This is a genomic window from Streptomyces sp. NPDC045022, from assembly GCF_056432605.1.
The window spans coordinates 136686-158784 of the sequence record NZ_JBWKIR010000014.1; the positions used below are offsets into that span (position 1 = coordinate 136686).

23 protein-coding genes and 1 tRNA gene are annotated in these 22099 nt (G+C 72.3%); 16 read left to right on the top strand and 8 right to left on the bottom strand.

Annotation, left to right across the window (positions count from 1 at the left end; all coding sequences use genetic code 11):
- Positions 1 to 32 precede the first annotated feature (32 nt).
- Both AC07C1_RS24800 and AC07C1_RS24805 read right to left on the bottom strand, forming a co-directional pair.
- Positions 33 to 2561, bottom strand: coding sequence for an ABC transporter permease (locus AC07C1_RS24800; protein WP_478942303.1), 2529 nt, complete (start codon positions 2559 to 2561; stop codon positions 33 to 35).
- Positions 2561 to 3361, bottom strand: a complete 801-nt coding sequence (locus AC07C1_RS24805; RefSeq protein WP_478942305.1) for an ABC transporter ATP-binding protein — start codon at positions 3359 to 3361, stop codon at positions 2561 to 2563. Before AC07C1_RS24805 ends, AC07C1_RS24800 begins: the two co-directional genes overlap by 1 nt.
- A 391-nt stretch (positions 3362 to 3752) precedes the next feature.
- Here AC07C1_RS24805 and AC07C1_RS24810 point away from each other — a divergent pair.
- The 3 genes from AC07C1_RS24810 to AC07C1_RS24820 all read left to right on the top strand — a co-directional run bounded on the left by AC07C1_RS24810 (position 3753) and on the right by AC07C1_RS24820 (position 6276).
- Positions 3753 to 3839: transfer RNA gene (locus AC07C1_RS24810), tRNA-Leu, on the top strand.
- A gap of 182 nt (positions 3840 to 4021) precedes the next feature.
- Positions 4022 to 5290, top strand: a complete 1269-nt coding sequence (locus AC07C1_RS24815; RefSeq protein WP_478942307.1) for a 4-hydroxybenzoate 3-monooxygenase — start codon at positions 4022 to 4024, stop codon at positions 5288 to 5290.
- 125 nt (positions 5291 to 5415) lie between these two features.
- Positions 5416 to 6276, top strand: a complete 861-nt coding sequence (locus tag AC07C1_RS24820) for a Bax inhibitor-1/YccA family protein (RefSeq protein WP_478942308.1) — start codon at positions 5416 to 5418, stop codon at positions 6274 to 6276.
- Between the two features lie 57 nt (positions 6277 to 6333).
- Here AC07C1_RS24820 and AC07C1_RS24825 read toward each other — a convergent pair whose 3' ends face one another.
- On the bottom strand, positions 6334 to 6564 hold the full coding sequence (locus AC07C1_RS24825) for a DUF4287 domain-containing protein (RefSeq protein WP_353600518.1): 231 nt from the start codon (positions 6562 to 6564) through the stop codon (positions 6334 to 6336).
- A 99-nt stretch (positions 6565 to 6663) separates the two neighbouring features.
- Between AC07C1_RS24825 and AC07C1_RS24830 the strand changes: the two genes are divergently transcribed.
- Positions 6664 to 6975 carry a hypothetical protein gene (locus AC07C1_RS24830; RefSeq protein WP_478942310.1) on the top strand — a complete coding sequence of 104 codons (312 nt, stop codon included), beginning with the start codon at positions 6664 to 6666 and terminating at the stop codon, positions 6973 to 6975.
- A 1-nt stretch (position 6976) separates the two neighbouring features.
- On the opposite strand, the gene AC07C1_RS24835 is transcribed toward AC07C1_RS24830, so the two are convergent.
- From AC07C1_RS24835 to AC07C1_RS24845, 3 genes are all read right to left on the bottom strand, one after another.
- Positions 6977 to 7759, bottom strand: a complete 783-nt coding sequence (locus tag AC07C1_RS24835) for a hypothetical protein (RefSeq protein ID WP_478942312.1) — start codon at positions 7757 to 7759, stop codon at positions 6977 to 6979.
- A 273-nt stretch (positions 7760 to 8032) separates the two neighbouring features.
- Positions 8033 to 9250 (bottom strand): acetyl-CoA C-acetyltransferase, encoded by a 1218-nt coding sequence (locus tag AC07C1_RS24840; RefSeq protein WP_478942314.1) that lies wholly within the window; start codon positions 9248 to 9250, stop codon positions 8033 to 8035.
- A gap of 171 nt (positions 9251 to 9421) precedes the next feature.
- A complete protein-coding gene (locus AC07C1_RS24845; RefSeq protein ID WP_478942316.1) occupies positions 9422 to 10441 on the bottom strand; it encodes an SGNH/GDSL hydrolase family protein in 1020 nt (339 codons plus the stop codon).
- 160 nt (positions 10442 to 10601) lie between these two features.
- Here AC07C1_RS24845 and AC07C1_RS24850 point away from each other — a divergent pair, with 160 nt between their 5' ends.
- A complete protein-coding gene (locus AC07C1_RS24850; protein WP_478942318.1) occupies positions 10602 to 11993 on the top strand; it encodes a cystathionine beta-synthase in 1392 nt (463 codons plus the stop codon).
- A gap of 370 nt (positions 11994 to 12363) precedes the next feature.
- Here AC07C1_RS24850 and AC07C1_RS24855 read toward each other — a convergent pair whose 3' ends face one another.
- Positions 12364 to 13143, bottom strand: a complete 780-nt coding sequence (locus AC07C1_RS24855) for an SDR family NAD(P)-dependent oxidoreductase (protein ID WP_478942319.1) — start codon at positions 13141 to 13143, stop codon at positions 12364 to 12366.
- 68 nt (positions 13144 to 13211) lie between these two features.
- Here AC07C1_RS24855 and AC07C1_RS24860 point away from each other — a divergent pair, with 68 nt between their 5' ends.
- The 7 genes from AC07C1_RS24860 to AC07C1_RS24890 all read left to right on the top strand — a co-directional run bounded on the left by AC07C1_RS24860 (position 13212) and on the right by AC07C1_RS24890 (position 18836).
- Complete coding sequence (locus AC07C1_RS24860; protein WP_121787355.1) at positions 13212 to 13583, top strand: holo-ACP synthase; 372 nt, start codon at positions 13212 to 13214, stop codon at positions 13581 to 13583.
- Positions 13584 to 13629: 46 nt separating this feature from the next.
- Complete coding sequence (locus AC07C1_RS24865; protein ID WP_478942321.1) at positions 13630 to 15060, top strand: NAD(P)H-hydrate dehydratase; 1431 nt, start codon at positions 13630 to 13632, stop codon at positions 15058 to 15060.
- A 178-nt stretch (positions 15061 to 15238) separates the two neighbouring features.
- The gene (locus tag AC07C1_RS24870) at positions 15239 to 15493 is read left to right on the top strand and encodes a hypothetical protein (RefSeq protein WP_478942323.1); all 255 of its coding nucleotides are present in this window, start codon (positions 15239 to 15241) and stop codon (positions 15491 to 15493) included.
- Between the two features lie 15 nt (positions 15494 to 15508).
- On the top strand, positions 15509 to 16675 hold the full coding sequence (gene alr / locus AC07C1_RS24875) for an alanine racemase (protein ID WP_478942325.1): 1167 nt from the start codon (positions 15509 to 15511) through the stop codon (positions 16673 to 16675).
- A gap of 112 nt (positions 16676 to 16787) precedes the next feature.
- Positions 16788 to 18056 (top strand): alpha/beta fold hydrolase, encoded by a 1269-nt coding sequence (locus tag AC07C1_RS24880; protein ID WP_478942327.1) that lies wholly within the window; start codon positions 16788 to 16790, stop codon positions 18054 to 18056.
- Positions 18022 to 18534, top strand: coding sequence for a tRNA (adenosine(37)-N6)-threonylcarbamoyltransferase complex ATPase subunit type 1 TsaE (gene tsaE / locus AC07C1_RS24885; RefSeq protein WP_478942329.1), 513 nt, complete (start codon positions 18022 to 18024; stop codon positions 18532 to 18534). The genes AC07C1_RS24880 and tsaE overlap by 35 nt, the downstream gene beginning before the upstream one ends.
- A gap of 128 nt (positions 18535 to 18662) precedes the next feature.
- The gene (locus tag AC07C1_RS24890; protein ID WP_478942331.1) at positions 18663 to 18836 is read left to right on the top strand and encodes a hypothetical protein; all 174 of its coding nucleotides are present in this window, start codon (positions 18663 to 18665) and stop codon (positions 18834 to 18836) included.
- On the opposite strand, the gene AC07C1_RS24895 is transcribed toward AC07C1_RS24890, so the two are convergent.
- Positions 18833 to 19393: a hypothetical protein gene (locus tag AC07C1_RS24895; RefSeq protein WP_478942333.1), complete on the bottom strand. Its 561-nt coding sequence runs from the start codon at positions 19391 to 19393 to the stop codon at positions 18833 to 18835. The two genes, AC07C1_RS24890 and AC07C1_RS24895, sit on opposite strands and share 4 nt — an antisense overlap.
- A gap of 112 nt (positions 19394 to 19505) precedes the next feature.
- Here AC07C1_RS24895 and tsaB point away from each other — a divergent pair, with 112 nt between their 5' ends.
- From tsaB to AC07C1_RS24915, 4 genes are read left to right on the top strand one after another with little or no spacing between them, the layout of a single operon-like run.
- The gene (gene tsaB / locus AC07C1_RS24900; protein ID WP_478942335.1) at positions 19506 to 20162 is read left to right on the top strand and encodes a tRNA (adenosine(37)-N6)-threonylcarbamoyltransferase complex dimerization subunit type 1 TsaB; all 657 of its coding nucleotides are present in this window, start codon (positions 19506 to 19508) and stop codon (positions 20160 to 20162) included.
- 29 nt (positions 20163 to 20191) lie between these two features.
- Entirely contained in the window at positions 20192 to 20689 is a 498-nt protein-coding gene (rimI, locus tag AC07C1_RS24905) for a ribosomal protein S18-alanine N-acetyltransferase (RefSeq protein WP_478942404.1), read from the top strand.
- Positions 20682 to 21767, top strand: a complete 1086-nt coding sequence (tsaD, locus tag AC07C1_RS24910) for a tRNA (adenosine(37)-N6)-threonylcarbamoyltransferase complex transferase subunit TsaD (RefSeq protein ID WP_478942337.1) — start codon at positions 20682 to 20684, stop codon at positions 21765 to 21767. Before rimI ends, tsaD begins: the two co-directional genes overlap by 8 nt.
- Positions 21764 to 22021: a hypothetical protein gene (locus AC07C1_RS24915; protein ID WP_478942339.1), complete on the top strand. Its 258-nt coding sequence runs from the start codon at positions 21764 to 21766 to the stop codon at positions 22019 to 22021. The genes tsaD and AC07C1_RS24915 overlap by 4 nt, the downstream gene beginning before the upstream one ends.
- The last annotated feature ends 78 nt before the right edge of the window (positions 22022 to 22099 follow it).

A 22099-nucleotide genomic window follows, 5' to 3' on the forward strand; every position in this document is an offset into this window, starting at 1 on the left:
GCGCACGCAGAGCGGGGCCCGTCGTCGTACCACTACTCGGCCTTGATCGCCGCCAGCATGTTCAGCCGGGCCGCGCGCCGGGCCGGCCACAGGGCGGCCAGCATGCCGACCGTGCCCGCGAGCAGCAGGAAGACCGCCATCCGGCCCCACGGCAGGACCAGTTCGTACGTCGGCATCTTCGTGCCCAGCAGCTCCCCGGCAGCCCAGCCGAAGAACACGCCGAGGCCGATCCCCAGCACGCCGCCGAACAGGGAGATCACCAGGGACTCCAGGCGCACCATCCGCTTGATCGCCTTGCGGTCCAGGCCGATCGCACGGAGCATGCCGATCTCCTGGGAGCGCTCGAAGACCGACATCGCCAGGGTGTTGATGACCCCGAGCACCGCGACGATCACGGCCATGCCGAGCAGGCCGTAGACCATGTTCAGCATCAGCGTGAACATCTTGGCGATCTCGTTGGAGATGTCCTGCTTGTCCTGGATCTTGATCGCCGGGTTGGTGCCGAGGACCTTCACCAGCTCGTCCTTGGCCGTGCCGGACGCGCCGTCCGCCGTCTTCACCATGACCTGCATGTCGGCGGGATCGGTCAGGTGCGGGGTGAGGACCTTGTTGTCGAGCATGATTCCGTTGATCATGTCGTTGCCCTCGTAGACCCCGGCGACCGTCAGCCTCCGCGCCTTGCCGTCCTCGAAGTGCGCGGTGAACCGTGAACCGGCCTTCCAGCCGTACTCCTTGGCCTGGTCCTCGTCCACGACGACCTGCGAACCCCCCACCGTGAAGGAACCGTCGTCCACCTTCAGGTCCGTCAGCTTGCCGATCGCCGAGCCGTCGACACCGGTCAGGAACTCCGTCTTGCCGTCGATACGGGACTCGCCGTTGCGCAGCGGGCTGCTGGCGGTCACACCGTCGGCGGCGGCGAGCTTGCGCGCCACGTCCGGGGAGAGCGGGCCGCGGTTGGCCATCGAGACGACGTAGTCCGCGCGGATCGCCGCGCCGGCCATCTTGTCGATCGACGTCTGCAGGCTGCCCGCCATCACCGTCATGCCGGTGATCAGGGTCAGGCCGATCATCAGCGCGGAGGCGGTGGCCGCCGTACGGCGCGGGTTACGCACCGAGTTCTGGCGGGCCAGCTTGCCCGAGACACCGAACACGCGCAGCACCGGGGCGGTGGCCGCGATCAGCGGGCGGGACAGCAGCGGGGTCAGCACGAACACGCCGATGATCAGCAGGACGGCACCCAGGCCCATCGGGCCCTGGGCGGCGTCGGCGTCCATCGTCGTGGCCATGAGGACCACCGCGACGCCGCCCGCAGAGAGCAGCGCGCCCAACGTGTTGCGCAGCACCAGCGACTTGGCGGTGGCCTTGGCGTGCACGCTGCTCATCGCCGCCACCGGCGGGATCTTCGCGGCCCGCCGGCCGGGCAGCCAGGCGGCCAGCATGGTGATGAGGATGCCGACCGCGAGGGCGGTCACCACGGTGCCCGGGCTGATCACCAGGGGCCCGTCGGGCACGCTCGCGCCGAAGGCGCCCAGCAGGCCGCGCAGGCCCGCGCCGATGCCGATACCGGCGGCCAGACCGGCCACACCGGCGACCGCGCCGACCGCGAACGCCTCGACGAGCACCGAACGGGTGACCTGGCGGCGGGAGGCGCCGACCGCCCGCATGAGGGCCAGTTCCCGGGTGCGCTGGGCGACCAGCATGGTGAAGGTGTTGGCGATGATGAACGTGCCGACGAACAGGGCGATACCGGCGAACACCAGAAGGGTCTGCCGCAGCCCGCTCATCGAGGCGGAGATGGCCCGCGCCTGGTCGTCGGCGAGCTGCTTGCCCGTGGTGGTCTCCACGAGGCCGGACGGCAGGGCCCTGTCCAGCGCGGCCTTCAGCGCCGACTGGCTGGTTCCGGCCGCGGCCCGCACGTCGATCTCGTCGTACGTGCCCTTCTTCCCGAACAGCGTCTGCGCGGTCGGCGTGTCGAACAGGGCGAGGCTGCCGCCCGCGGCCACGTTGCCGTCGTCGGTGGTGAAGACGCCGGCGACGGTCGGGGTGAGAACCGGGCCGTCGACGGACAGGCGCACGGTGTCGCCGACCTTGTAGCCGGCGCGCTCGGCGGTCCTGGAGTCGAGCAGCACCTCGTCCTTGCCGTGCGGGGCGTGACCGCTGACCAGCGGGTACCGGGCGTCCTCGGCGCCCCAGTAGTTGCCGCCCGCGGACTGCCAGTCGCCGCCGACCAGCTTGCCGTCCTTGTCGGCGACGGCGGTGAAGCCGGTGACGACCCCGGTGGCGGAGGCGGCGCCCGGGACCTTGGCGGCCTTGTCGAGCAGCGCCCGGGTCAGCTCGGGAGTCCTGCCGACCTTGTCGCCCTCGGAGTCCTGGTACTCGGGCTGTACGGCGACGTCGACCCGGTCGAAGCCCTTGGCGGAACTCTTCTGGTAGGCGTCGGAGATGGTGTTGGTGAAGACCAGCGTCCCGGAGACGAAGGCCACGCCGAGCATGACGGCGAGTACGGTCATCAGGAGCCGGGCCTTGTGCGCGAGGACGTTGCGCAGGGCGGTGCGGAACATCAGCTGGTACGGCCCTTCGCGTCGAACTCGGGAGTCTGGGGGTTCCCCCCGGGAAGATGGCGCATGAGGTCGAGGACGGAGTCGGCCGTCGGAGCGTGCATCTCGTCCACGATCTGCCCGTCCACCAGGAAGACGACGCGGTCGGCGTATGCCGCCGCCACCGGGTCGTGGGTCACCATGACCACCGTCTGGCCCAGCTCGCGCACGGAGTTGCGCAGGAAGCCCAGCACCTCGGCGCCGGAGCGCGAGTCGAGGTTTCCGGTCGGCTCGTCACCGAAGATGATCTCGGGCCGGGAAGCCAGGGCGCGGGCGACGGCCACGCGCTGCTGCTGGCCACCGGAGAGCTGCGAGGGCCGGTGGCTGAGCCGCCCGGACAGCCCGACCATCTGGATCACCCGGTCCAGCCACGCCTTGTCCGGCTTCCGCCCGGCGATGTCCATGGGCAGGGTGATGTTCTCCAGCGCGGTCAGCGTCGGCAGCAGGTTGAAGGCCTGGAAGATGAAACCGATCTTGTCCCGGCGCAACTTGGTCAGCTGCTTGTCCTTCAGGGACCCCAGCTCGGTGTCGCCGATGCGCACGGACCCCGAGGAGAAGGTGTCGAGACCGGCCACGCAGTGCATCAGCGTGGACTTGCCGGAGCCGGACGGACCCATGATCGCGGTGAACTCGGCCTGCCGGAAGTCGACGGAGACCCGGTCCAGGGCGACCACCCGGGTCTCACCCTGCCCGTAGATCTTCGACAGCTCCGTGGCGCGTGCGGCCACGGCGGTGGTCCGGCCGGCGGTGGGTGTGGTGGTCACGGGAAGGTGCTCCTGTCGGGACGACGTGCGTTCGTGGGGACTGATTCATCGTCCCGGCCGCGAGCGCCCGTGTAGTCAGTCGCTGTTCCGGTTCACGGGGGCGACTCCGGTCGGACGGCGCGGGCCCGTGTCATACCTGGGGAGGACGGGCGACCCTGACGCCCGGGATGACGAGAACGGGTGGAGCGCCCTCGTTCGGTAGGTGAAATTCCGTCATTCCGTGTGCGCCCGCACGCACGTCACGTCACGCTGTCTGGCAAGTGCGGATGGCTTGTTCCATGGGCTGATGCACCCTCAGGCGCCAATAAAATAAGACAACATGGGTCCGCCCGTCCGCTGTTCGGAGGATGCCTCCCGATAGGCTCGAATCTCGAAGCGGAGCCCATGGCCTGCCCGGATGGTGGAATGCAGACACGGCGAGCTTAAACCTCGCTGCCCCTTCGCGGGCGTGCCGGTTCAAGTCCGGCTCCGGGCACCACCTCCCCCGGACATCCCCTCTCACCGAGGCGCTGTCACGCGCCGAGGAAGACAGTCGCGCGGGGAGTCGGGGGGCCGTTGACAGCCGTACGGGTGCGGTCGGAGGCTCAGGCCCAAATCAGTGAAGAAAACTTCACCTACGGACATGGCGGCGCTCGGCGGTTCGAGGGAAGGGGACGGCCGATGCGCACCACCGTCGGGATCATCGGAGCGGGGCCTGCCGGGCTGCTGCTCGCACGGCTGCTGCACCGCGCCGGCATCGAGTCGGTCGTCCTGGAGAGCCGCGACCGGGCCTACGTCGAACAGCGGCAACGGGCCGGGATCCTGGAGCAGGGTACGGCCGACGTGCTGCGCGCCGCGGGGGCCGGGGAGCGGATGGACCGGGAGGGGCTGCGGCACGACGGCATCGAGCTGCGCTTCGACCGGCGCCGCCACCGCGTCGACTTCGCGGCGCTCACCGGCGGCCGGTCCGTGACCGTCTACGCCCAGACCGAGGTCTGCAAGGACCTCATCGCCCTCCAGTTGAAGGAGGGCGGCCCGCTGCTGTTCGAGGTGGAGGCGCTGGCGGTGGAGGGCGCCGGGGGCGACCGGCCGCGCGTCCCGTTCCGGCACCAGGGCCGCGAGGACGTACTGGAGTGCGACTACGTGGTCGGCTGTGACGGCTTCTGGGGGGTGGCCCGAAAGGCCTTCCCGGCCGGCCTCTCCCGTGTGTTCGAGCGGTCGTACCCCTACGCCTGGCTCGGCATCCTCGCGGACGTGGCGCCCTCCCACGACGAGCTGGTCTACGCCCGCCACGACCGCGGCTTCGCCCTGCTCTCCATGCGCCCGCCCGTCACCCGCCACCGCCCCTCCGGGGTCGCCGCGCTCCCCCCTGCGTCTTTCGTCTCCCGCCTCTACCTCCAGGTCCCGGCCGGGACGGACGCCGGGGACTGGAGCGACGAGGAGATCTGGGACGAGCTGGAGCGCCGCCTCGAGACCGCCGACGACTGGACGCTGCGCCGCGGTCCCCTCACCCGGAAGACGGTCACACCCATGCGCTCCTTCGTGCACGAGCCGATGCGGCACGGCCGGCTCTTCCTCGCGGGCGACGCCGCCCACATCGTGCCGCCCACCGGCGCCAAGGGGCTGAATCTCGCCGTCGGCGACGTCGTCACCCTCGCCCGGGCACTGCTCCACGAGAAGGAGACCGGCTCCCCGGAACTGCTCGACGGCTACTCCGCGACCTGCCTGCGCCGGATCTGGCAGGCCGAGCGGTTCTCCCACGACATGACGGCCCTGCTGCACCGCGCCCCGGACGCCACCGCCTTCGACACCCGTCTGCAGCAGGCGCGGCTGGAACGGATCGTCTCCTCCCGGGCGGCCGGGACCGACCTGGCCGAGGCCTACACGGGGTTTCCTTTCGATCGGGTAGCAGGTTCGTCATGGAACGAGATCATCCATGGCCGGGAATGACCCTTCCGCGTAGCGTGTTGCGCAGCACGGCGGGGGAAAGATCCTCCCCAGGTATTACGGACGATCCTTTGCCAATCCATTACTCTTGAGCCCAAGGCCACGCGAGGTGGCCATGGAGGAGTGAAATGAGGAGCAGTAACCCGGTCTTCTCGCGACGGGGGTTCAGCCGCGACAACGGCTACGCCGGCTTCAACACCGCACCGCAGGCCGGGTATGCACAGGGCAACCCGTACGCGCAGAACCCCTACGCGCAGAACCCGTACGCCCAGCAGGACGCGCAGTACGGCGCCCCGCCGCAGGCCCCGGTCACCACCGACCGGATGACCATGGACGACGTCGTCGTCCGCTCGGCCCTCACGCTCGGCACGGTCGCCGTCGGCGCCGTCCTCGCCTGGGCGCTGCTGCCGGTCTCGACGACCAGCTACGGCCTGGCCGTCGGCGCGGCGATCGTCGCGTTCGTCCTGGCCATGGTCCAGAGCTTCAAGCGCACCCCGGTGCCCGCGCTGATCCTCGGGTACGCCGCCTTCGAAGGCGTCTTCCTCGGCGTCATCAGCGAGATGTACAACAGCCGCTGGAGCGGCGCGCCCTTCCAGGCGGTGCTCGGCACCATGGCGGTCTCGGGCGCGACCCTGCTGGTCTACAAGGCCGGCTGGATCCGCGTCACCGCCCGCTACGCCCGCGTCGGCATCGCCATCGCGATCGCCTTCATGGTGGTCATGGCGGTCAACCTGCTGCTGGTCGCGTTCGGCGTCGCCGAAAACGGCGGTCTGCGCAGCTTCGGCCCGCTCGGCGCGCTCGTCGGCATCATCGCGATCCTGCTCGGCGCGTTCTTCCTGACCCTCGACTTCAAGCAGATCGAGGACGGCATCGCCTACGGCGCCCCGCGCAACGAGTCCTGGCTCGCCGCGTTCGGCCTCACCATGACCCTGGTGTGGATCTACGTGGAGATGCTGCGGCTGGTGGCGATCTTCAGCAACAACGACTAGCCCGTCCGCCGGTCGTAGGCAGGGGCCCCGGGCAACGCGCCCGGGGCCCCTTGCCGTTCAGAGCAGCTTGCGGGCCGCCCTCCTCAGGTCGTACTCGTGCACGAGCGCCTTCGCGTGGCCGTACGCCAGGTCGTACTCGTGCCGGAGCCAGCTGACCTTCTCCTCGAAGCGGAACAGGGCCGGGCCTTCTTCGACGGTGCGCAGCCAGTCGGAGACTTCACGACCGGTGCAGTGGGGGATGCGGGCGAGCAGGTTGCGGTGGGTCTCCTCGGAGAAGACTTGGGACATCGGCGCCTCCGAACGCAAAGGGGATGTAAGCCGGTCCTTCAGGTCACCGTGCCTGAGCGTTCGCGTATTGGCAACAGTGCGGCGCGTTACGCTCGGCGCGTGCTCGATACGACGCCCTTGACCCAAGCAGTGGATCACTTCGCCGACCGGTTGCGGGCGGCACCGCAGAGCCGGCTGCAACGCAGCGCGGCGGCCGAGGCGCTGGCGCTGGCCCGGGAGTTCGCCCGGTGGGCGCAGCGGGTGGAGGAGCCGGGGACCGAGCCCCGGGAGATGCCGGACGCGGGGATGTTCGCCGCGGCCGACCAAATCCTCGTCGCCGCGCACGACTTGGCGCTGGTGCTGAAGAACGACGACGAGGTCGCCGAAGCCGTGCGCTGCGTGGAGGCGGCGCGGCAGCGCGCGGGGGTGTGAATCAGAGAGACGCGATGACCCTGTCGGCCAGGATGTAGACCGTGTCCTGGCCGCACGCGAACGTGAGGGTGTAGGCGCCGGAGATGCCCGAGCCGCCGAGCAGGTGCGGCGTCTCGCCCGCCTCCAGGGCCGCTGCCAGGCGCTCCGCCGTCTCGCGGTGACCCGGCGTCATGCACAGGGTGGTGCCGTCGGCGAAGACGTAGACGTCGAGGGTGCCGAGCGGGCCGGGGCGGACGTCGGCGAGTTCGACGCGCTCGGCGGCCAGCTGCTCCAGCGTGGTCACCGTGCGCTCGTGGTCGTGCACGGCCGGCGACTGCACGGGGACGAAGTCCGGGTGGGAGGGGTGGCGGCGACGGGCCGCGGCCAGCTCCGGGGACTCCCCGGAGAACTCGTCGGTGTCGGCCGTCGGCTCGGACACCGGCTCCAGCCCCACGAAGTCGGTCTGCCGGGGCAGGAACAGATCGGCTTCCGGCAGGCCGAGCAGCGAGGGCGCGTCGGAGGCGTCCCGGGCCTCCTGTGCGGCCCAGAACGCACGCGCCTCGGCCAGCTCCCGCTCCCGCTCCTCCGCCAGCGCCTCGGCCACGGCCACGCGTATCTGGTCGCCGTCGGCGGCGCTACGGGCGTGCGGCAGCAGCGCGCGCATGGCGGCGGCGTTGCTGTCGGCGAGCTGGCTGTGCAGCTCCGCGATCTGGCGGCGCAGCTTCAGGACGGTGCGCAGGACGGCGACGCCCACGGCGCCCGTGGCGGCCGTGGTGAGCAGCAAGGCGATCGGCATGGCGCTCACTGACGTACTCCCGGTTCAAGGTCGACCCCCGACTTCCTACATCAGCTTGAAGGGCGGACTAACCAGCTGTCAGTGCGTAACGTCACGAAACGGGCAGGACTTTGGTCGCGGGGTTTCGGACGGAACGGCGCTGACCTGCGTGGATGCCCCTGACGAGGGAGATAGGTCACATCCTGGGGGAGATTGGATCACAGAACGGCCCGGAACCCAGGGGCTTCTCGGGTTCCGGGCCTTTTTCTGACGCAACGTGCCTGAGTCGCTACCGGTGGTGGGTCAGCTGAGGCGCTCGATGACCATGGCCATGCCCTGGCCGCCACCGACGCACATGGTCTCCAGGCCGAACTGCTTGTCGTGCCACTGCAGCGAGTTGATGAGCGTGCCGGTGATACGGGCGCCCGTCATGCCGAAGGGGTGGCCGATGGCGATGGCGCCGCCGTTGACGTTCAGCTTGTCGAGGTCGATGCCGAGGTCCTGGTAGGAGGGGATCACCTGGGCGGCGAAGGCCTCGTTGATCTCGACCAGGTCGATGTCGGCGATGGTCAGGCCGGCGCGGCGCAGCGCCTGCCGGGAGGCCTCGACCGGGCCGAGGCCCATGATCTCCGGGGACAGGCCGGACACGCCGGTCGACACGATGCGGGCGAGCGGGGTGAGCCCCAGCTCCCGGGCCTTGGTGTCCGACATGATGACGAGCGCGGCGGCGCCGTCGTTGAGCGGGCAGCAGTTGCCGGCGGTGACCAGCCCGTCCGGGCGGAAGACCGGCTTGAGGCCCTGGACGCCCTCCAGGGTGACGCCGGCGCGCGGGCCGTCGTCCTTGCTGACCACGGTGCCGTCGGGGAGCGTGACGGGAGTGATCTCGCGCTCCCAGAAGCCGTTCTTGATGGCTTCCTCGGCGAGGTTCTGCGAGCGGACGCCGAACTCGTCCATGTCCTGGCGGGTGATGCCCTTGGTGCGGGCCAGGTTCTCGGCGGTCTGGCCCATCGCGATGTACGGGTCGGGCAGCAGGCCGTCCTCGCGCGGGTCGTGCCAGGTGGAGCCCTCGGACTGGGCGACGGCCTCGGTGCGGGCCTGTGCCTCGGCGAACAGCGGGTTGTAGGTGCCCGGCATGTCGGAGCTGCCGCGGGCGTAGCTGGAGACCATCTCGACACCGGCCGAGATGAAGACGTCGCCCTCACCGGCCTTGATGGCGTGCAGCGCCATGCGGGAGGTCTGGAGGGAGGAGGAACAGTAGCGGGTGACCGTGCAGCCCGGCAGGTGGTCCATGCCCATCTGTACGGCGACGATCCGGCCGAGGTTGTGGCCCTGCTCGCCGCCGGGAAGGCCGCAGCCGAGCATCAGGTCGTCGATGTCCTTGGGGTCCAGCTCGGGGACCTTGGCGAGGGCGGCCTGGACGATCGTGGCCGCCAGGTCGTCGGGGCGCAGGTCCTTCAGGGAGCCCTTGACGGCGCGGCCGATGGGGGAGCGGGCGGTCGAGACGATGACGGCTTCGGGCATCACGGCTCCAGTGGCGTACGGGGATGTGGGCAGGGCCGCTTGGGAAGTTACCCGGCCGTATGGGCTGGGTCACTGGTGTTGTGGTGTGAGACAGACCGCAGTTTCTAAGCGCTTGCTTGGTCACGGTCCCGCCCGCCGGCCCAGAGGGGCCCGGCGAGCGGGAGGAGGCGGTCACAGCGAGGGGGTAGCGGGCTCGGCCTCGGGCACCCGGCGCCGCCGCCTCCGCTTGAGCAGCGCCCACGGCCCCCGAGGTCCCGTGGGCATCGCCGCCGTCACCTCCGTACCGGCCTCCGAAGCGGCCTCGGCCGCCGCGCGGGCGACGGGCAGGAACCCCTCCCGGCGCGACGCGTCCGGCCGCTCCTCCTCCGCCGGCCACAGCCCGAGCGCCGCGCACACCGTCGGCAGGACGGCCATCGCGGCCGTCGCGTACCCCTCCGCCGAGGGGTGGTAGTTGTCCGGTCCGAACAGCTCCCGCGGGTTCGCCTCGAACTCGGGGCCCAGCAGATCGCCCAGGGACACCGTCCGCCCGCCCTGCTCGACCGCGCCGATCGTCTGGGCCGCCGCCAACTGCCGGGACGCCCGCCGCGCCAGCCACCGCAGCGGCTGCTGCACCGGCTCGATGGTGCCGAGGTCGGGACACGTGCCGACCACCACCTCCGCACCGGCCGTCCGCAGCCGCCGCACCGCCGCCGACAGGTGCCGTACCGAGCGCGTCGGCGGCATCCGGTGCGTCACGTCGTTCGCACCGATCATGATCACGCAGATGTCCGGGACGGGAGCCGCGGACGAAAGCACCAGCGCCACCTGGCGGTCCAGGTCGTCGGACTGGGCCCCGGGCAGGGCGACGTTGCGCAGCTCCACCGGCCGTTCCGCCACCGCCGCCAGCCCCGACGCCAGCAGCGCCCCCGGGGTCTGGCCCGCCCGGTGCACGCCCTGCCCCGCGGCCGTGGAGTCGCCGAGCATGGTCAGCCGGAGGGGCGGCTCACCGGGGATGTCGTACGCATGGCCGTACACACCGTCGGCCACCGGCACCCGGCCGCCGCTGCCGTTGCCCACATGGCGCCGGGCCAGCCGCAACTCCGCCAGCAGCACCCCGACCGCGGCCGCACCGGCCAGTCCGACCCCGCCGCCGCCGTACGCGGCCCCGGCCGCGATGCGCCGGGCCACCCTCGCCCTCGACATGCTCGTCATGCCTCGCCGCCACCTCCTCGTAGCCGTACATCCACTCCTTGCCCCGTACCGACCGTCCGCCAATCTCAACGGGGAGTGAACGCCCGTCCCGCGTCACCCGGGGGCCTTAGGCTGGCGACACCACTACGACCACTGTTTTTGCAAGCAACCGGAGACAACGGTGCGATTTCACGACTCGATGATCAGCCTCGTCGGCAACACCCCGCTGGTGAGGCTCAACAACGTGACCAAGGGCATCCAGGCGACCGTCCTGGCCAAGGTGGAGTACTTCAACCCGGGCGGCTCCGTGAAGGACCGCATCGCCCTGCGCATGATCGAGGCGGCCGAGGAGAGCGGCGCGCTCAAGCCCGGTGGCACGATCGTCGAGCCGACCAGCGGCAACACCGGCGTCGGCCTCGCCATCGTGGCGCAGCAGAAGGGGTACAAGTGCATCTTCGTGTGCCCCGACAAGGTGAGCACCGACAAGATCAACGTGCTGCGCGCGTACGGCGCCGAGGTCGTCGTCTGCCCGACCGCCGTGGACCCCGAGCACCCGGACTCCTACTACAACGTCTCCGACCGGCTGGTGCGGGAGACCCCCGGCGCCTGGAAGCCCGACCAGTACTCCAACCCCAACAACCCGCTCTCGCACTATCACTCGACCGGCCCCGAATTGTGGGAGCAGACCGAGGGGAAGATCACCCACTTCGTGGCGGGCGTCGGCACCGGCGGCACCATCTCCGGCACCGGCCGCTACCTGAAGGACGCCAGCGACGGCAGGGTCCAGGTCGTGGGCGCCGACCCCGAGGGATCCGTGTACTCCGGCGGGTCCGGGCGGCCGTACCTGGTCGAGGGCGTCGGTGAGGACTTCTGGCCGACCGCCTACGACCGCACCGTCGCCGACGAGATCGTCCCGGTCTCCGACAAGGACTCCTTCCAGATGACCCGCCGCCTGGCCAAGGAGGAGGGCCTGCTGGTGGGCGGCTCCTGCGGTATGGCCGTCGTCGCCGCGCTGCGGGTCGCCGAGCGGCTCGGTCCCGACGACGTCGTGGTCGTCCTGCTCCCGGACAGCGGCCGCGGCTACCTCAGCAAGATCTTCAACGACGAGTGGATGGCCGACTACGGCTTCCTGGAGGACGAGGGCCCCAGCGCCCGCGTCGCCGACGTCCTCGACGACAAGGCGGGCGGCTCCATCCCGTCCCTGGTGCACATGCACCCGGACGAGACCGTCGGCCAGGCCATCGAGGTCCTGCGCGAGTACGGCGTCTCGCAGATGCCCGTCGTCAAGCCGGGCGCCGGCCACCCGGACGTCATGGCCGCCGAGGTCGTCGGCTCGGTGGTGGAACGAGAGCTGCTGGACGCCCTGTTCAGCCAGCGCGCGTCCCTCGACGACCCGCTGGAGAAGCACATGTGCCCCCCGCTGCCCCAGGTCGGCTCCGGTGAGCCGGTCGGCGACCTGATGTCGGTGCTGGGTTCGGCCGACGCGGCGATCGTCCTGGTCGAGGGCAAGCCGACCGGTGTGATCGGCCGGCAGGACCTGCTGGCCTTCCTGGCCAAGGGCGGCAACAAGTGACCAACGCCCGGTGAACTGCCCGTGACCCCGGCGAACTTGTGGTGACATCGGCCGATCGAGCCGCTCCGGAAGTGGTACGAGGGTGTCACGTGCGCGCAGCACCCGCTTAACACGGGCCCGGCAGAGTAGGGGGTGTCGGCAGGGGCGGGAGCGGCTCCCCGCCCAGGCCGGCACCGAACGGCGCCAAGGACCTCCGGAGCGGCTCCCGGACCTCCATGGACGCCACGGACGCGCAAGCCCGGCCTGACCCGGCTCGCGTCCCTCGCGGGGACCGCCGTCGTCCCGCCCCCCGGAAACGGGGGTGCGGCGGTCCCCGCGCACCTCTCCTCCCACCGGGGGCCGATCCGCACCGTACGGCGGACGAGCCGGCTCAGTGGACCGAGAAACCGCCGTCGACGAAGATCGACTGCCCGGTGATGTACGCGGACGCCCGGCCGGCGAGGAACACCGCCGCGCCCTCGAAGTCCTCGGCCAGTCCGTTGCGTCCGGCCATCGTCCGCGCGGCCAGCGCCGCCACCCGCTCGGGGTCGGACGACAGGCGTGCGTTCAGAGGCGTCATCACGAAACCCGGCACGAGGGTGTTGCAGGTGACGCCGTGCCGCGACCACGCCTCGGCCTGCGAGCGGGCCAGCGACTCCAACGCCCCCTTCGAGACGCCGTAGGCGCCGCTCTGCACGAAGGCCCGGTGGGCCTGCTGGGAGGTGACGTGGATGATCCGGCCGAAACCGCGCTCGGCCATCCCCGGTCCGAACCGCTGCCCCAGCAGGAACGGGGCCTCCAGGTTCACCGCCATGGTGGTGTCCCACACGTCCTCGTCCAGCTCGCTCATCGGCGGCCGGAGGTTGATCCCGGCGCAGTTGACGAGGATGTCGGGCTCCCCGAACACGCCGGCCGCCTCCTCGGCCGCCGCACGCACGCCCTCACGGTTACCCAGATCCCCGCTCACCCAGGCCGCCCGGCACCCACCGGCGCGCAACTCGCCTACGGTTTCCTCCAGTTGCTCCTTGTTCCGGGCCATGACCACCACGCTCGCCCCGGCCCGCGCCAGTGCACCGGCGATGGCGCGCCCGATGCCGGAACTGCCTCCGGTCACGAGCGCGACACGGCCGTCGAGCGAGAACAGGTCGCAGAGATAGGCCTTCGATGTCATGTCCGGAGCGTAGACGGCACGAGCCGGCCCGCCGCCCGGCACCGGGCCGCGATCGTAGGCTGCGGCTCATGAGCATCATCGGAGTCGGGATCGACGTCGCCGAGATCGATCGGTTCCGGGCGTCGTTGGAGCGGACGCCGGGGCTGGCGGACCGGTTGTTCGTGGAGCGGGAACTGCTGCTGCCCAGCGGGGAGCGACGGGGGATCGCCTCGCTCGCGGTCCGGTTCGCCGCCAAGGAGGCGTTGGCGAAGGCGCTGGGCGCGCCGCCGGGGCTGCACTGGACCGACGCCGAGGTGTACGTCGAGGACAGTGGGCAGCCCCGGTTGCGGGTGAAGGGCACCGTGGCCGCGCGCGCGGCGGAGTTGGGGGTGCGGGCCTGGCACGTGTCCCTGAGCCATGACGCGGGGGTGGCCTCGGCCGTGGTGGTCGCGGAGGGGTGAGCGACCCGGGTGTGGCGGCCCGTGGTTCCGGGGCAGACTCGGTGTCATGCGTACTGCGTACAGCGTGGAGACGGTAAGGGCGGCTGAACGGGCGCTGATGGCACGGCTGCCGGAGGGCGCGCTGATGCAGCGGGCGGCGGCGGGGCTGGCCGCCGCCTGCGCGGAGTTGCTCGGGCGGGTGTACGGCAGCCGGGTGGTGCTGCTCGTCGGCAGCGGGGACAACGGCGGGGACGCGCTGTACGCGGGGGCACGGCTGGCGCGGCGGGGGGCCGGGGTCACGGCCGTACTGCTCTCTCCTGAGCGGGTCCATGCCGGCGGGCTCGGTGCCCTGCGGCGGGCCGGCGGATCCGTCGCCGCGGACGGCGCCGCCGAGGAGCTGATCCAGCGCGCCGATCTGGTGGTCGACGGGATCGTCGGGATCGGCGGCAAGGGCGGGCTGCGGCCCGATGCCGAGCGGCTCGCGGCGGTGGTGGAGCGGTCCCGGGCCGCCGTGGTGGCGGTGGATCTGCCCAGCGGGGTCGAGGCCGGCACCGGGGAGGTGCGCGGGGCCGCTGTCCGGGCCGACCTCACCGTCACCTTCGGAACGTACAAGCCCGGCTTGCTGGTCGATCCCGCGCGCGAGTACGCCGGGGTGGTGCGGCTCGTCGACATCGGGCTGGAACTGCCCGCCCAGGGTGAGCTGGAGGCCTTGCAGCACGCGGATGTGGCGCGGCTGCTGCCGTTGCCGGCGGCCGAGAGCGACAAGTACCGGCGGGGGGTCGTCGGGATCGCCGCCGGCTCGGCGCGGTATCCGGGCGCCGCCGTGCTCGCCGTCTCCGGGGCCCTGCGCGGCGGGGCGGGAGCCGTGCGGTACGTCGGGCCCGCCGGGGGCGCGGTCCTCGCGCGCTTCCCGGAGACGCTCGTGTCCGAGGACGGGCCCGCCAAGGCCGGGCGGGTACAGGCCTGGGTGGTCGGGCCGGGGGCGGGGGACGACGCGGCGACCGTGGCGGAGGTGCTGGGGGCGGATGTGCCCGTGCTGATCGACGCGGACGGCCTGCGGCTGGCCGAGCGGGACGTGGTGCGGGGGCGTACGGCGCCGACGTTGATGACGCCTCACGCGGGGGAGGCCGCCGCGCTGCTGGGGCTGCGGCGGGAGGAGGTCGAGGGGGCACGGCTGGCCGCGGCACGGGAGTTGGCGGCGGTCTACCGGGCGACCGTGCTGCTGAAGGGGTCGACGACGCTGGTGGCCGGCTTCGGCGGCGGTGCCGTGCGGGTGAACGCCACGGGCACGTCGTGGCTGGCCACGGCGGGGAGCGGGGACGTGCTGTCGGGGCTCGCCGGGTCGTTGCTGGCGGCGGGGCTGCCGGCCGTGGACGCCGGGAGTGCCGCGGCGTATCTGCACGGGCTCGCCGGGCGGTTCGCGGCGGACGGGGCGCCGGTCGGCGCACATGACGTGGCGGCGCGTATTCCGGAGGCCTGGCGGGACGTCCGGAGCTGAACCCGGGGCACGACCGCCCGCAGCCGAGTGGCGCCCCACGGGCACGGGGAACCGCGCGACCAGCCCACCACGTGCTCGCCGCCGGGTGGCACAGCGGAGGCGTAACCGCATCCATCCCTCGGGTGACCCGTCCGCGCGGCGGCGTCGGCCCGCGAGAACCGCGCGTTCGGCTGATCGCATGATCAGCGGACGAAGCGCGGACCGGGGTGCCGCGGTGCTGTTCCCCACCGCGACGGCCCTCCCGGCCGCCGGGGCCGCCGTACCGGCGATCGGCGCCGTGGAATCCGCCGTACCCCCGGCCACCGCGGCCGCCCCCCGGGCCACCCTCGTGCCACCCGCCCCCGGCCTCGTGCCCGGGGTGGCGGCCGGCCCCACGGGTGGGGGCGGCGGCCGGGTACCTGACACGGCACCCGGGGCCCGTACGGCCCTCTGAGAGACTGGGGGCGCCATGAGTGAGACTGCAACTGTGCCGACCGCCCCCCTGCGCGCCCGCGCCGAGATCGACCTGGGCGCCCTGCGCGCCAATGTGCGGGCGCTGCGCGCCCGTACGCCGGGCGCGGCCCTGATGGCCGTCGTCAAGTCCGACGGATACGGCCACGGGGCGGTGCCGTGCGCCCGTGCGGCCCGCGCGGCGGGGGCGAGCTGGCTCGGCACGGCCACGCCCGAGGAGGCCCTCGCGCTCCGTGCGGCCGGCCTGCCCGGGCGCATCCTGTGCTGGCTGTGGGTGCCGGGCGGTCCCTGGCGGCAGGCGATCGAGGCCGACATCGACGTCTCCCTGAGCGGGCTGTGGGCCCTGCGGGAGGCCGTCGCGGCCGCCCGGCAGGCGGGCCGGGCCGCCCGGGTGCAGCTCAAGGCGGACACAGGGCTCGGCCGCAACGGCTGCCAGCCCGCCGACTGGCCCGAGCTGGTCGCCGAGGCCCTGCGCGCCGAGGCCGCCGGGCTGGTCCGGATCACCGGACTGTGGTCCCACCTCGCCTGCGCCGACGAGCCCGGGCACCCCTCCATCGCCGCCCAGCTCGACCGGTTCCGGGAGATGCTCGCCCATGCCGAGGGCCAGGGCGTGCGCCCGGAGGTGCGGCACATCGCCAACTCACCGGCCACCCTCACCCTGCCCGAGACCCACTTCGACCTCGTCCGCACGGGCATCGCGATGTACGGCGTCTCGCCCAGCCCGGAGCTGGGCACCCCGGCCGACCTCGGGCTGCGCCCCGTGATGACGCTGAGCGCCTCGCTGGCCCTGGTCAAGGACGTCCCCGGCGGGCACGGCATCAGCTACGGCCACCACTACGTCACCCCCGGCGAGACCACCCTCGGCCTGGTGCCGGTCGGCTACGCGGACGGCATTCCCCGGCACGCCTCCGGCACCGGCCCGGTGCTGGTCGACGGCAAGTGGCGGACGGTCGCCGGGCGGGTCGCCATGGACCAGTTCGTGGTGGACCTCGGCGGGGACGAGCCCGCGGTGGGCAGCGAAGCCGTGCTGTTCGGGCCCGGCGATCGGGGCGAGCCCACCGCCGAGGACTGGGCGCAGGCCTGCGGCACGATCGCGTACGAAATCGTCACGCGCATCGGAACCCGCGTTCCCCGCGTCTATGTGAACGGGGAAGAACTCGGGTAACCCGTCAGGGGGCGGCAGCGTCACCTGGGCAACGTCAGCCTTCCGGTACCACTGCGGCATCATCCGTTTCACCCACACAGGCGAACTGCAGTACGGCGAAGAGGAGCGGTACGTGAGCGAGAGCAGCGCGGAGGCCGTGGCGGACGTCGTTCAGGACGTCGTGGCCTCCGCGGCCGTCGCCACCGCCGCGGGGGCGGCCGGCTGGCGCAGGGCGACCGGTATCGCCGGTGCCGCGATAGGCGTGCTCGCCGCGGGCGCGGCGGCCGGCGTCGCCATCGAGCGGATGACGGTGGGCCGCGGAATGCGGCGCAGGGCCCGGCTGGCGCTGGACTCGGCCGGCCCCTACGGCACCCTGCGGGGCACCCCGGGCAAGGCGTACGCCGACGACGGCACCGAGCTGTACTACGAGGTCGACGAGACCGATCCCGATCCCGGTCCGCACGTCTCCCCGCGCCGGCGCCGGCTCTTCGGACGCAAGGCGCCCGTCCCGGTCACCGTCGTCTTCTGCCACGGCTACTGCCTCAGCCAGGACTCCTGGCACTTCCAGCGTGCCGCCCTGCGCGGGGTCGTCCGGACCGTGCACTGGGACCAGCGCAGCCACGGGCGGTCCGGGCGGGGCGTGGCCCAGACCCGGGACCGGGTGCCCCTCACCATCGACCAGCTCGGCCGCGATCTCAAGGCGGTCCTGGACGCCGCCGTACCGGACGGGCCGGTGGTGCTGGTCGGGCATTCCATGGGCGGGATGACCATGATGGCCCTCGCCGACCAGTACCCGGAGCTGATCGGGGACCGGGTCGTCGCCACCGCCTTCGTGGGCACGTCGTCCGGGCGGCTCGGCGAGGTCAACTTCGGTCTCCCGGTGGCCGGCGTCAACGCGGTGCGCCGCATCCTCCCCGGTGTGCTGAAGGCGCTCGGGCAGCAGGCGGAGCTGGTGGAGAAGGGGCGCCGGGCCACCGCCGACCTGTTCGCCGGGATCATCAAGCGGTACTCGTTCGCGGGGCGGGACGTCGACCCGGCCGTCGAGCGGTTCGCCGAGCGGATGATCGAGTCCACGCCGATCGACGTGGTCGCCGAGTTCTACCCGGCCTTCACCGACCACGACAAGACCGAGACCCTGCCCTGCTTCCGGGACATGCCCGTGCTCGTGCTGGCCGGGGTGCAGGACCTGGTCACGCCCAGCGAGCACAGTGAGGCCATCGCCGACCTGCTCCCGGACGCCGAGTTGGTGCTCGTGCCGGACGCCGGGCACCTGGTGATGCTGGAACACCCGGAAGTGGTCACCGACCGCCTGGCCGACCTGCTCACCCGCGCGGGTGCCGTGCCCGCAGGGGCTACCGTAAGTGGCTATGGAACGACCAGCGACACCGCACCACCCCGCTGAGACCCGGCTGACGATCACCGCTCCCGAACAGATGCGGGAACTGGGCCGCCGGCTGGCCAAGCTGCTGCGCGCAGGCGACCTGGTGATGCTCAGCGGGGAACTCGGCGCGGGCAAGACCACGCTGACCCGCGGGCTGGGCGAGGGGCTGGGCGTGCGCGGCGCGGTCACCTCGCCGACCTTCGTGATCGCCCGCGTGCATCCCTCCCTCGGTGACGGGCCGCCCCTGGTCCACGTGGACGCGTACCGGCTCGGCGGCGGCCTGGACGAGATGGAGGACCTGGACCTCGACGTCTCGCTGCCCGACTCGGTGATCGTCGTGGAGTGGGGCGAGGGCAAGGTGGAGGAACTGACCGAGGACCGGCTCCAGGTCGTCATCCACCGGGCCGTCGGTGACACCACCGACGAGGTACGGCACGTGACGCTGACCGGGCTGGGTGAGCGCTGGGCGGACGCCGGCCTGGAGACCGTCGCGGCCTGATCCGGCCCGGTTTTCCGACAAGCTGTCGGCACCGTATTGCGCAGGACGTGCCGGGCGTGGTCACATGGTGTCCAGCCCGTGGTTAGGTCTGCCTAACTACGCCCGCCCCCGCACCTCAGGAGGCGTCCATGACCGCTCCCCGCCCCACGGAGCAGCCCCGTCCGGCCGTGCTCACCGGGACGTCCATGCGCGATCTGCTGGCGTCGTGCGCGGCCGCGGACGCGGTCTCCCGGCCACCGCGGGACCCGGAACCCCGGCAGCGGGCGCCCGAGCCCGCCGGCGAGCGGCGCGCGGCCGCCTAGCGGATCACGACCACCCGTACGCCGATCGTCGCGAACGTCCACATCACGTTCCCGTCCGCCCGCGTCTCCCGGATGCCGCCCGTCTTCACGCTCGGGTCGGCCGCCGTGGCCGGGCCGTCGCCCACCGCCGCGCTGAAACCGATCGCCACCCCGTCCACGCTGGTGAACCGCACGACGTGCTCGATGGGGAGACCGTCGCTGCCGGTGACCGCGTTCGAGCGGGACGACACCCAGTACGTGCCCGGCAGCGGGTCGAGGTTGCCCGGCTTCACCTTGAAGGTGCGCTGCACCCGGCCCCGCTCGTCGATCAGCCAGACCCGGTCGTCGTCCACCGAGTACACGACCCGTTCACCCGCACCGGACCCGCTCGGCAGGGCGGCCGGATTGTGCCGGTCCCGGGGCGCCTTGCTGGCGGCCGCCGCCGCGGAAGCGCTCGGCCCGGGCCTGCCGCCCAGGCTCGCGGGGACGGTCGCCTGGGCCTGGTAGGCGAGGAAACCGACCGCTCCGACGGCCGCCGCGGTGAGGCCGGCCACGATCGCCGAGCTGGTCCCAGCCACGTGCACCACCTCTGTCTCGTGCGATATGTCGTACTTCGTACAGACCGTAGCAGTCGGTGATCGTACGACCCGGACGGCCATGCTGGAGCCGCGGGCGCCGTAGGCTGTTCGCGTGCTCTTGCTCGCTCTGGATACCGCAACACCCGCCGTCACCGTCGCGCTGCACGACGGCACGGACGTCATCGCCTCGTCGACCCAGGTGGACGCGCGCCGGCACGGGGAGCTGCTGCTGCCGGCCGTCGACCGGGTTCTCGCCGTGGCCGGGCTCAGACTGGAGGCGGTCACCGGGATCGTCGTCGGCATCGGCCCCGGCCCCTACACCGGTCTGCGGGTCGGTCTCATGACCGCCGACACCTTCGGCCTCGCGCTCGGCGTCCCCGTGCACGGCGTGTGCACGCTGGACGGGCTCGCCCACGCCGCCGACATCGAGAAGGGCCCCTTCGTCGTGGCGACCGACGCCCGGCGCAAGGAGGTCTACTGGGCCAAGTACGCCGACTCGCACACCCGGCTGACCGACCCGGCCGTGGACCGGCCGGCCGACATCGCCGAGCAGGTCGCGGGACTCCCGGCGGTCGGCGCGGGCGCGCTGCTCTACCCGGACACGTTCCCGAGCGCCCACGAGCCCGAGCACGTGTCCGCCGCCGCCCTCGCCTCGCTCGCCGCCGGGAGGCTGGCCGCGGGTGAGGAACTGCCGGCGCCCCGCCCGCTGTACCTGCGCCGCCCCGACGCGCAGGTCCCCAGGAACTACAAGGTGGTCACGCCCAGGTGACCGCGCCGCAGACCCCCCGACTGCGCGAGATGCGCTGGTGGGACATCGACCCGGTCCTGGAGCTGGAGAAGGACCTGTTCCCCGAGGACGCCTGGTCCCGGGGAATGTTCTGGTCCGAACTGGCCCACTCCCGGGGCCCCGAGGCCACCCGGCGCTATCTCGTGGCCGAGTCCGACGGCCGCATCGTCGGGTACGCCGGCCTCGTCACCTCCGGTGAGCAGGCCGACGTCCAGACCATCGCCGTAGCCCGTGACCAGCAGGGCACCGGCCTCGGCGGGCGCCTGCTCGCCGAGCTGCTGCGCGCGGCGACCGCGTTCGAGTGCCACGAGGTGCTGCTCGAGTGCCGGGTCGACAACGTCCGCGCCCAGAAGCTCTACGAGCGCTTCGGCTTCGTGCCCATCGGCTTCCGGCGCGGCTACTACCAGCCGGGCAACGTGGACGCCCTGGTCATGCGCCTGACCACAGCATCCGACAGCGGCACCGCCACGGGTTCTCCCCCAGCACAAGGAACCGAGATCAATGACTGACGAACCCCTCGTCCTCGGCATCGAGACCTCCTGCGACGAGACCGGCGTCGGCATCGTCCGCGGCACCACCCTGCTGGCGGACGCCATCGCCTCCAGCGTCGACGAGCACGCCCGCTTCGGCGGTGTCGTACCGGAGGTGGCGTCCCGGGCGCACCTGGAGGCGATGGTCCCGACGATCGACCGCGCGCTGAAACAGGCGGGCGTCTCGGCCAGGGACCTCGACGGCATCGCGGTCACCGCGGGGCCCGGCCTCGCGGGCGCCCTCCTGGTCGGCGTCTCGGCGGCCAAGGCGTACGCCTACGCCCTCGGCAAGCCCCTGTACGGCGTCAACCACCTCGCCTCCCACATCTGTGTGGACCAGCTGGAGCACGGCCCGCTGCCGGAGCCGACGATGGCCCTGCTGGTCTCCGGCGGCCACTCCTCCCTGCTCCTGTCCGCGGACATCACCTCCGACGTCCGCCCGATGGGCTCGACCATCGACGACGCGGCCGGCGAGGCCTTCGACAAGATCGCCCGCGTGTTGAACCTGGGCTTCCCCGGCGGCCCGGTCATCGACCGGTACGCCAAGGAGGGCGACCCGCAGGCGATCGCCTTCCCGCGCGGCCTGACCGGCCCGCGCGACCCCGCCTACGACTTCTCCTTCTCCGGCCTCAAGACGGCCGTCGCCCGCTGGATCGAGGCCAAGCGCGCGGCCGGCGAGGAGGTCCCGGTCCGCGACGTGGCCGCCTCCTTCCAGGAGGCCGTCGTCGACGTCCTGACCCGCAAGGCCGTCCGCGCCTGCAAGGACGCGGGCGTCGACCACCTGATGATCGGCGGCGGTGTGGCCGCCAACTCCCGGCTGCGCGCCCTGGCCCAGGAACGCTGCGAGGCGGCCGGCATCCGGCTGCGTGTCCCGCGCCCCAAACTGTGCACGGACAACGGTGCGATGGTGGCCGCGCTCGGCGCCGAGATGGTCGCCCGCAACCGGGTCGCCTCCAGCTGGGACCTGTCGGCGGACTCCTCCCTGCCGGTGACCGACCCGCACGTCCCGGGTCACGACCATGTGCACGAGGTCAGCGCGGAGAACCTCTACCCATGACCGTCGCCCTGATGTGGGAGGCGCGGGCCGCCGAGGGGCGGGGCGAGGAACTGCTGAGCTGGGTGCGGAAGCAGGACCTCGCCCGGGAGCCGGTGCGCCGGGAAACCCTCCGCGCGCCGCAGGACCGGGTGCTGGTCATCACCTGGTGGGACGCGCCGTACGACGCCTCCCTCCCCGAACTGCCCGAACCGGACGCGCAGTTGGTGACGCGAGCCGTGCACCGGTGGCGGTTCGAGTCGGTGGCGGACGGCTGAGCTTGGGGGAACCGCTCCGACTGCGCTATGATCATCACACGCGAACGGCCGGAAGTCCGGTCCGAACGCGGTGCGTTG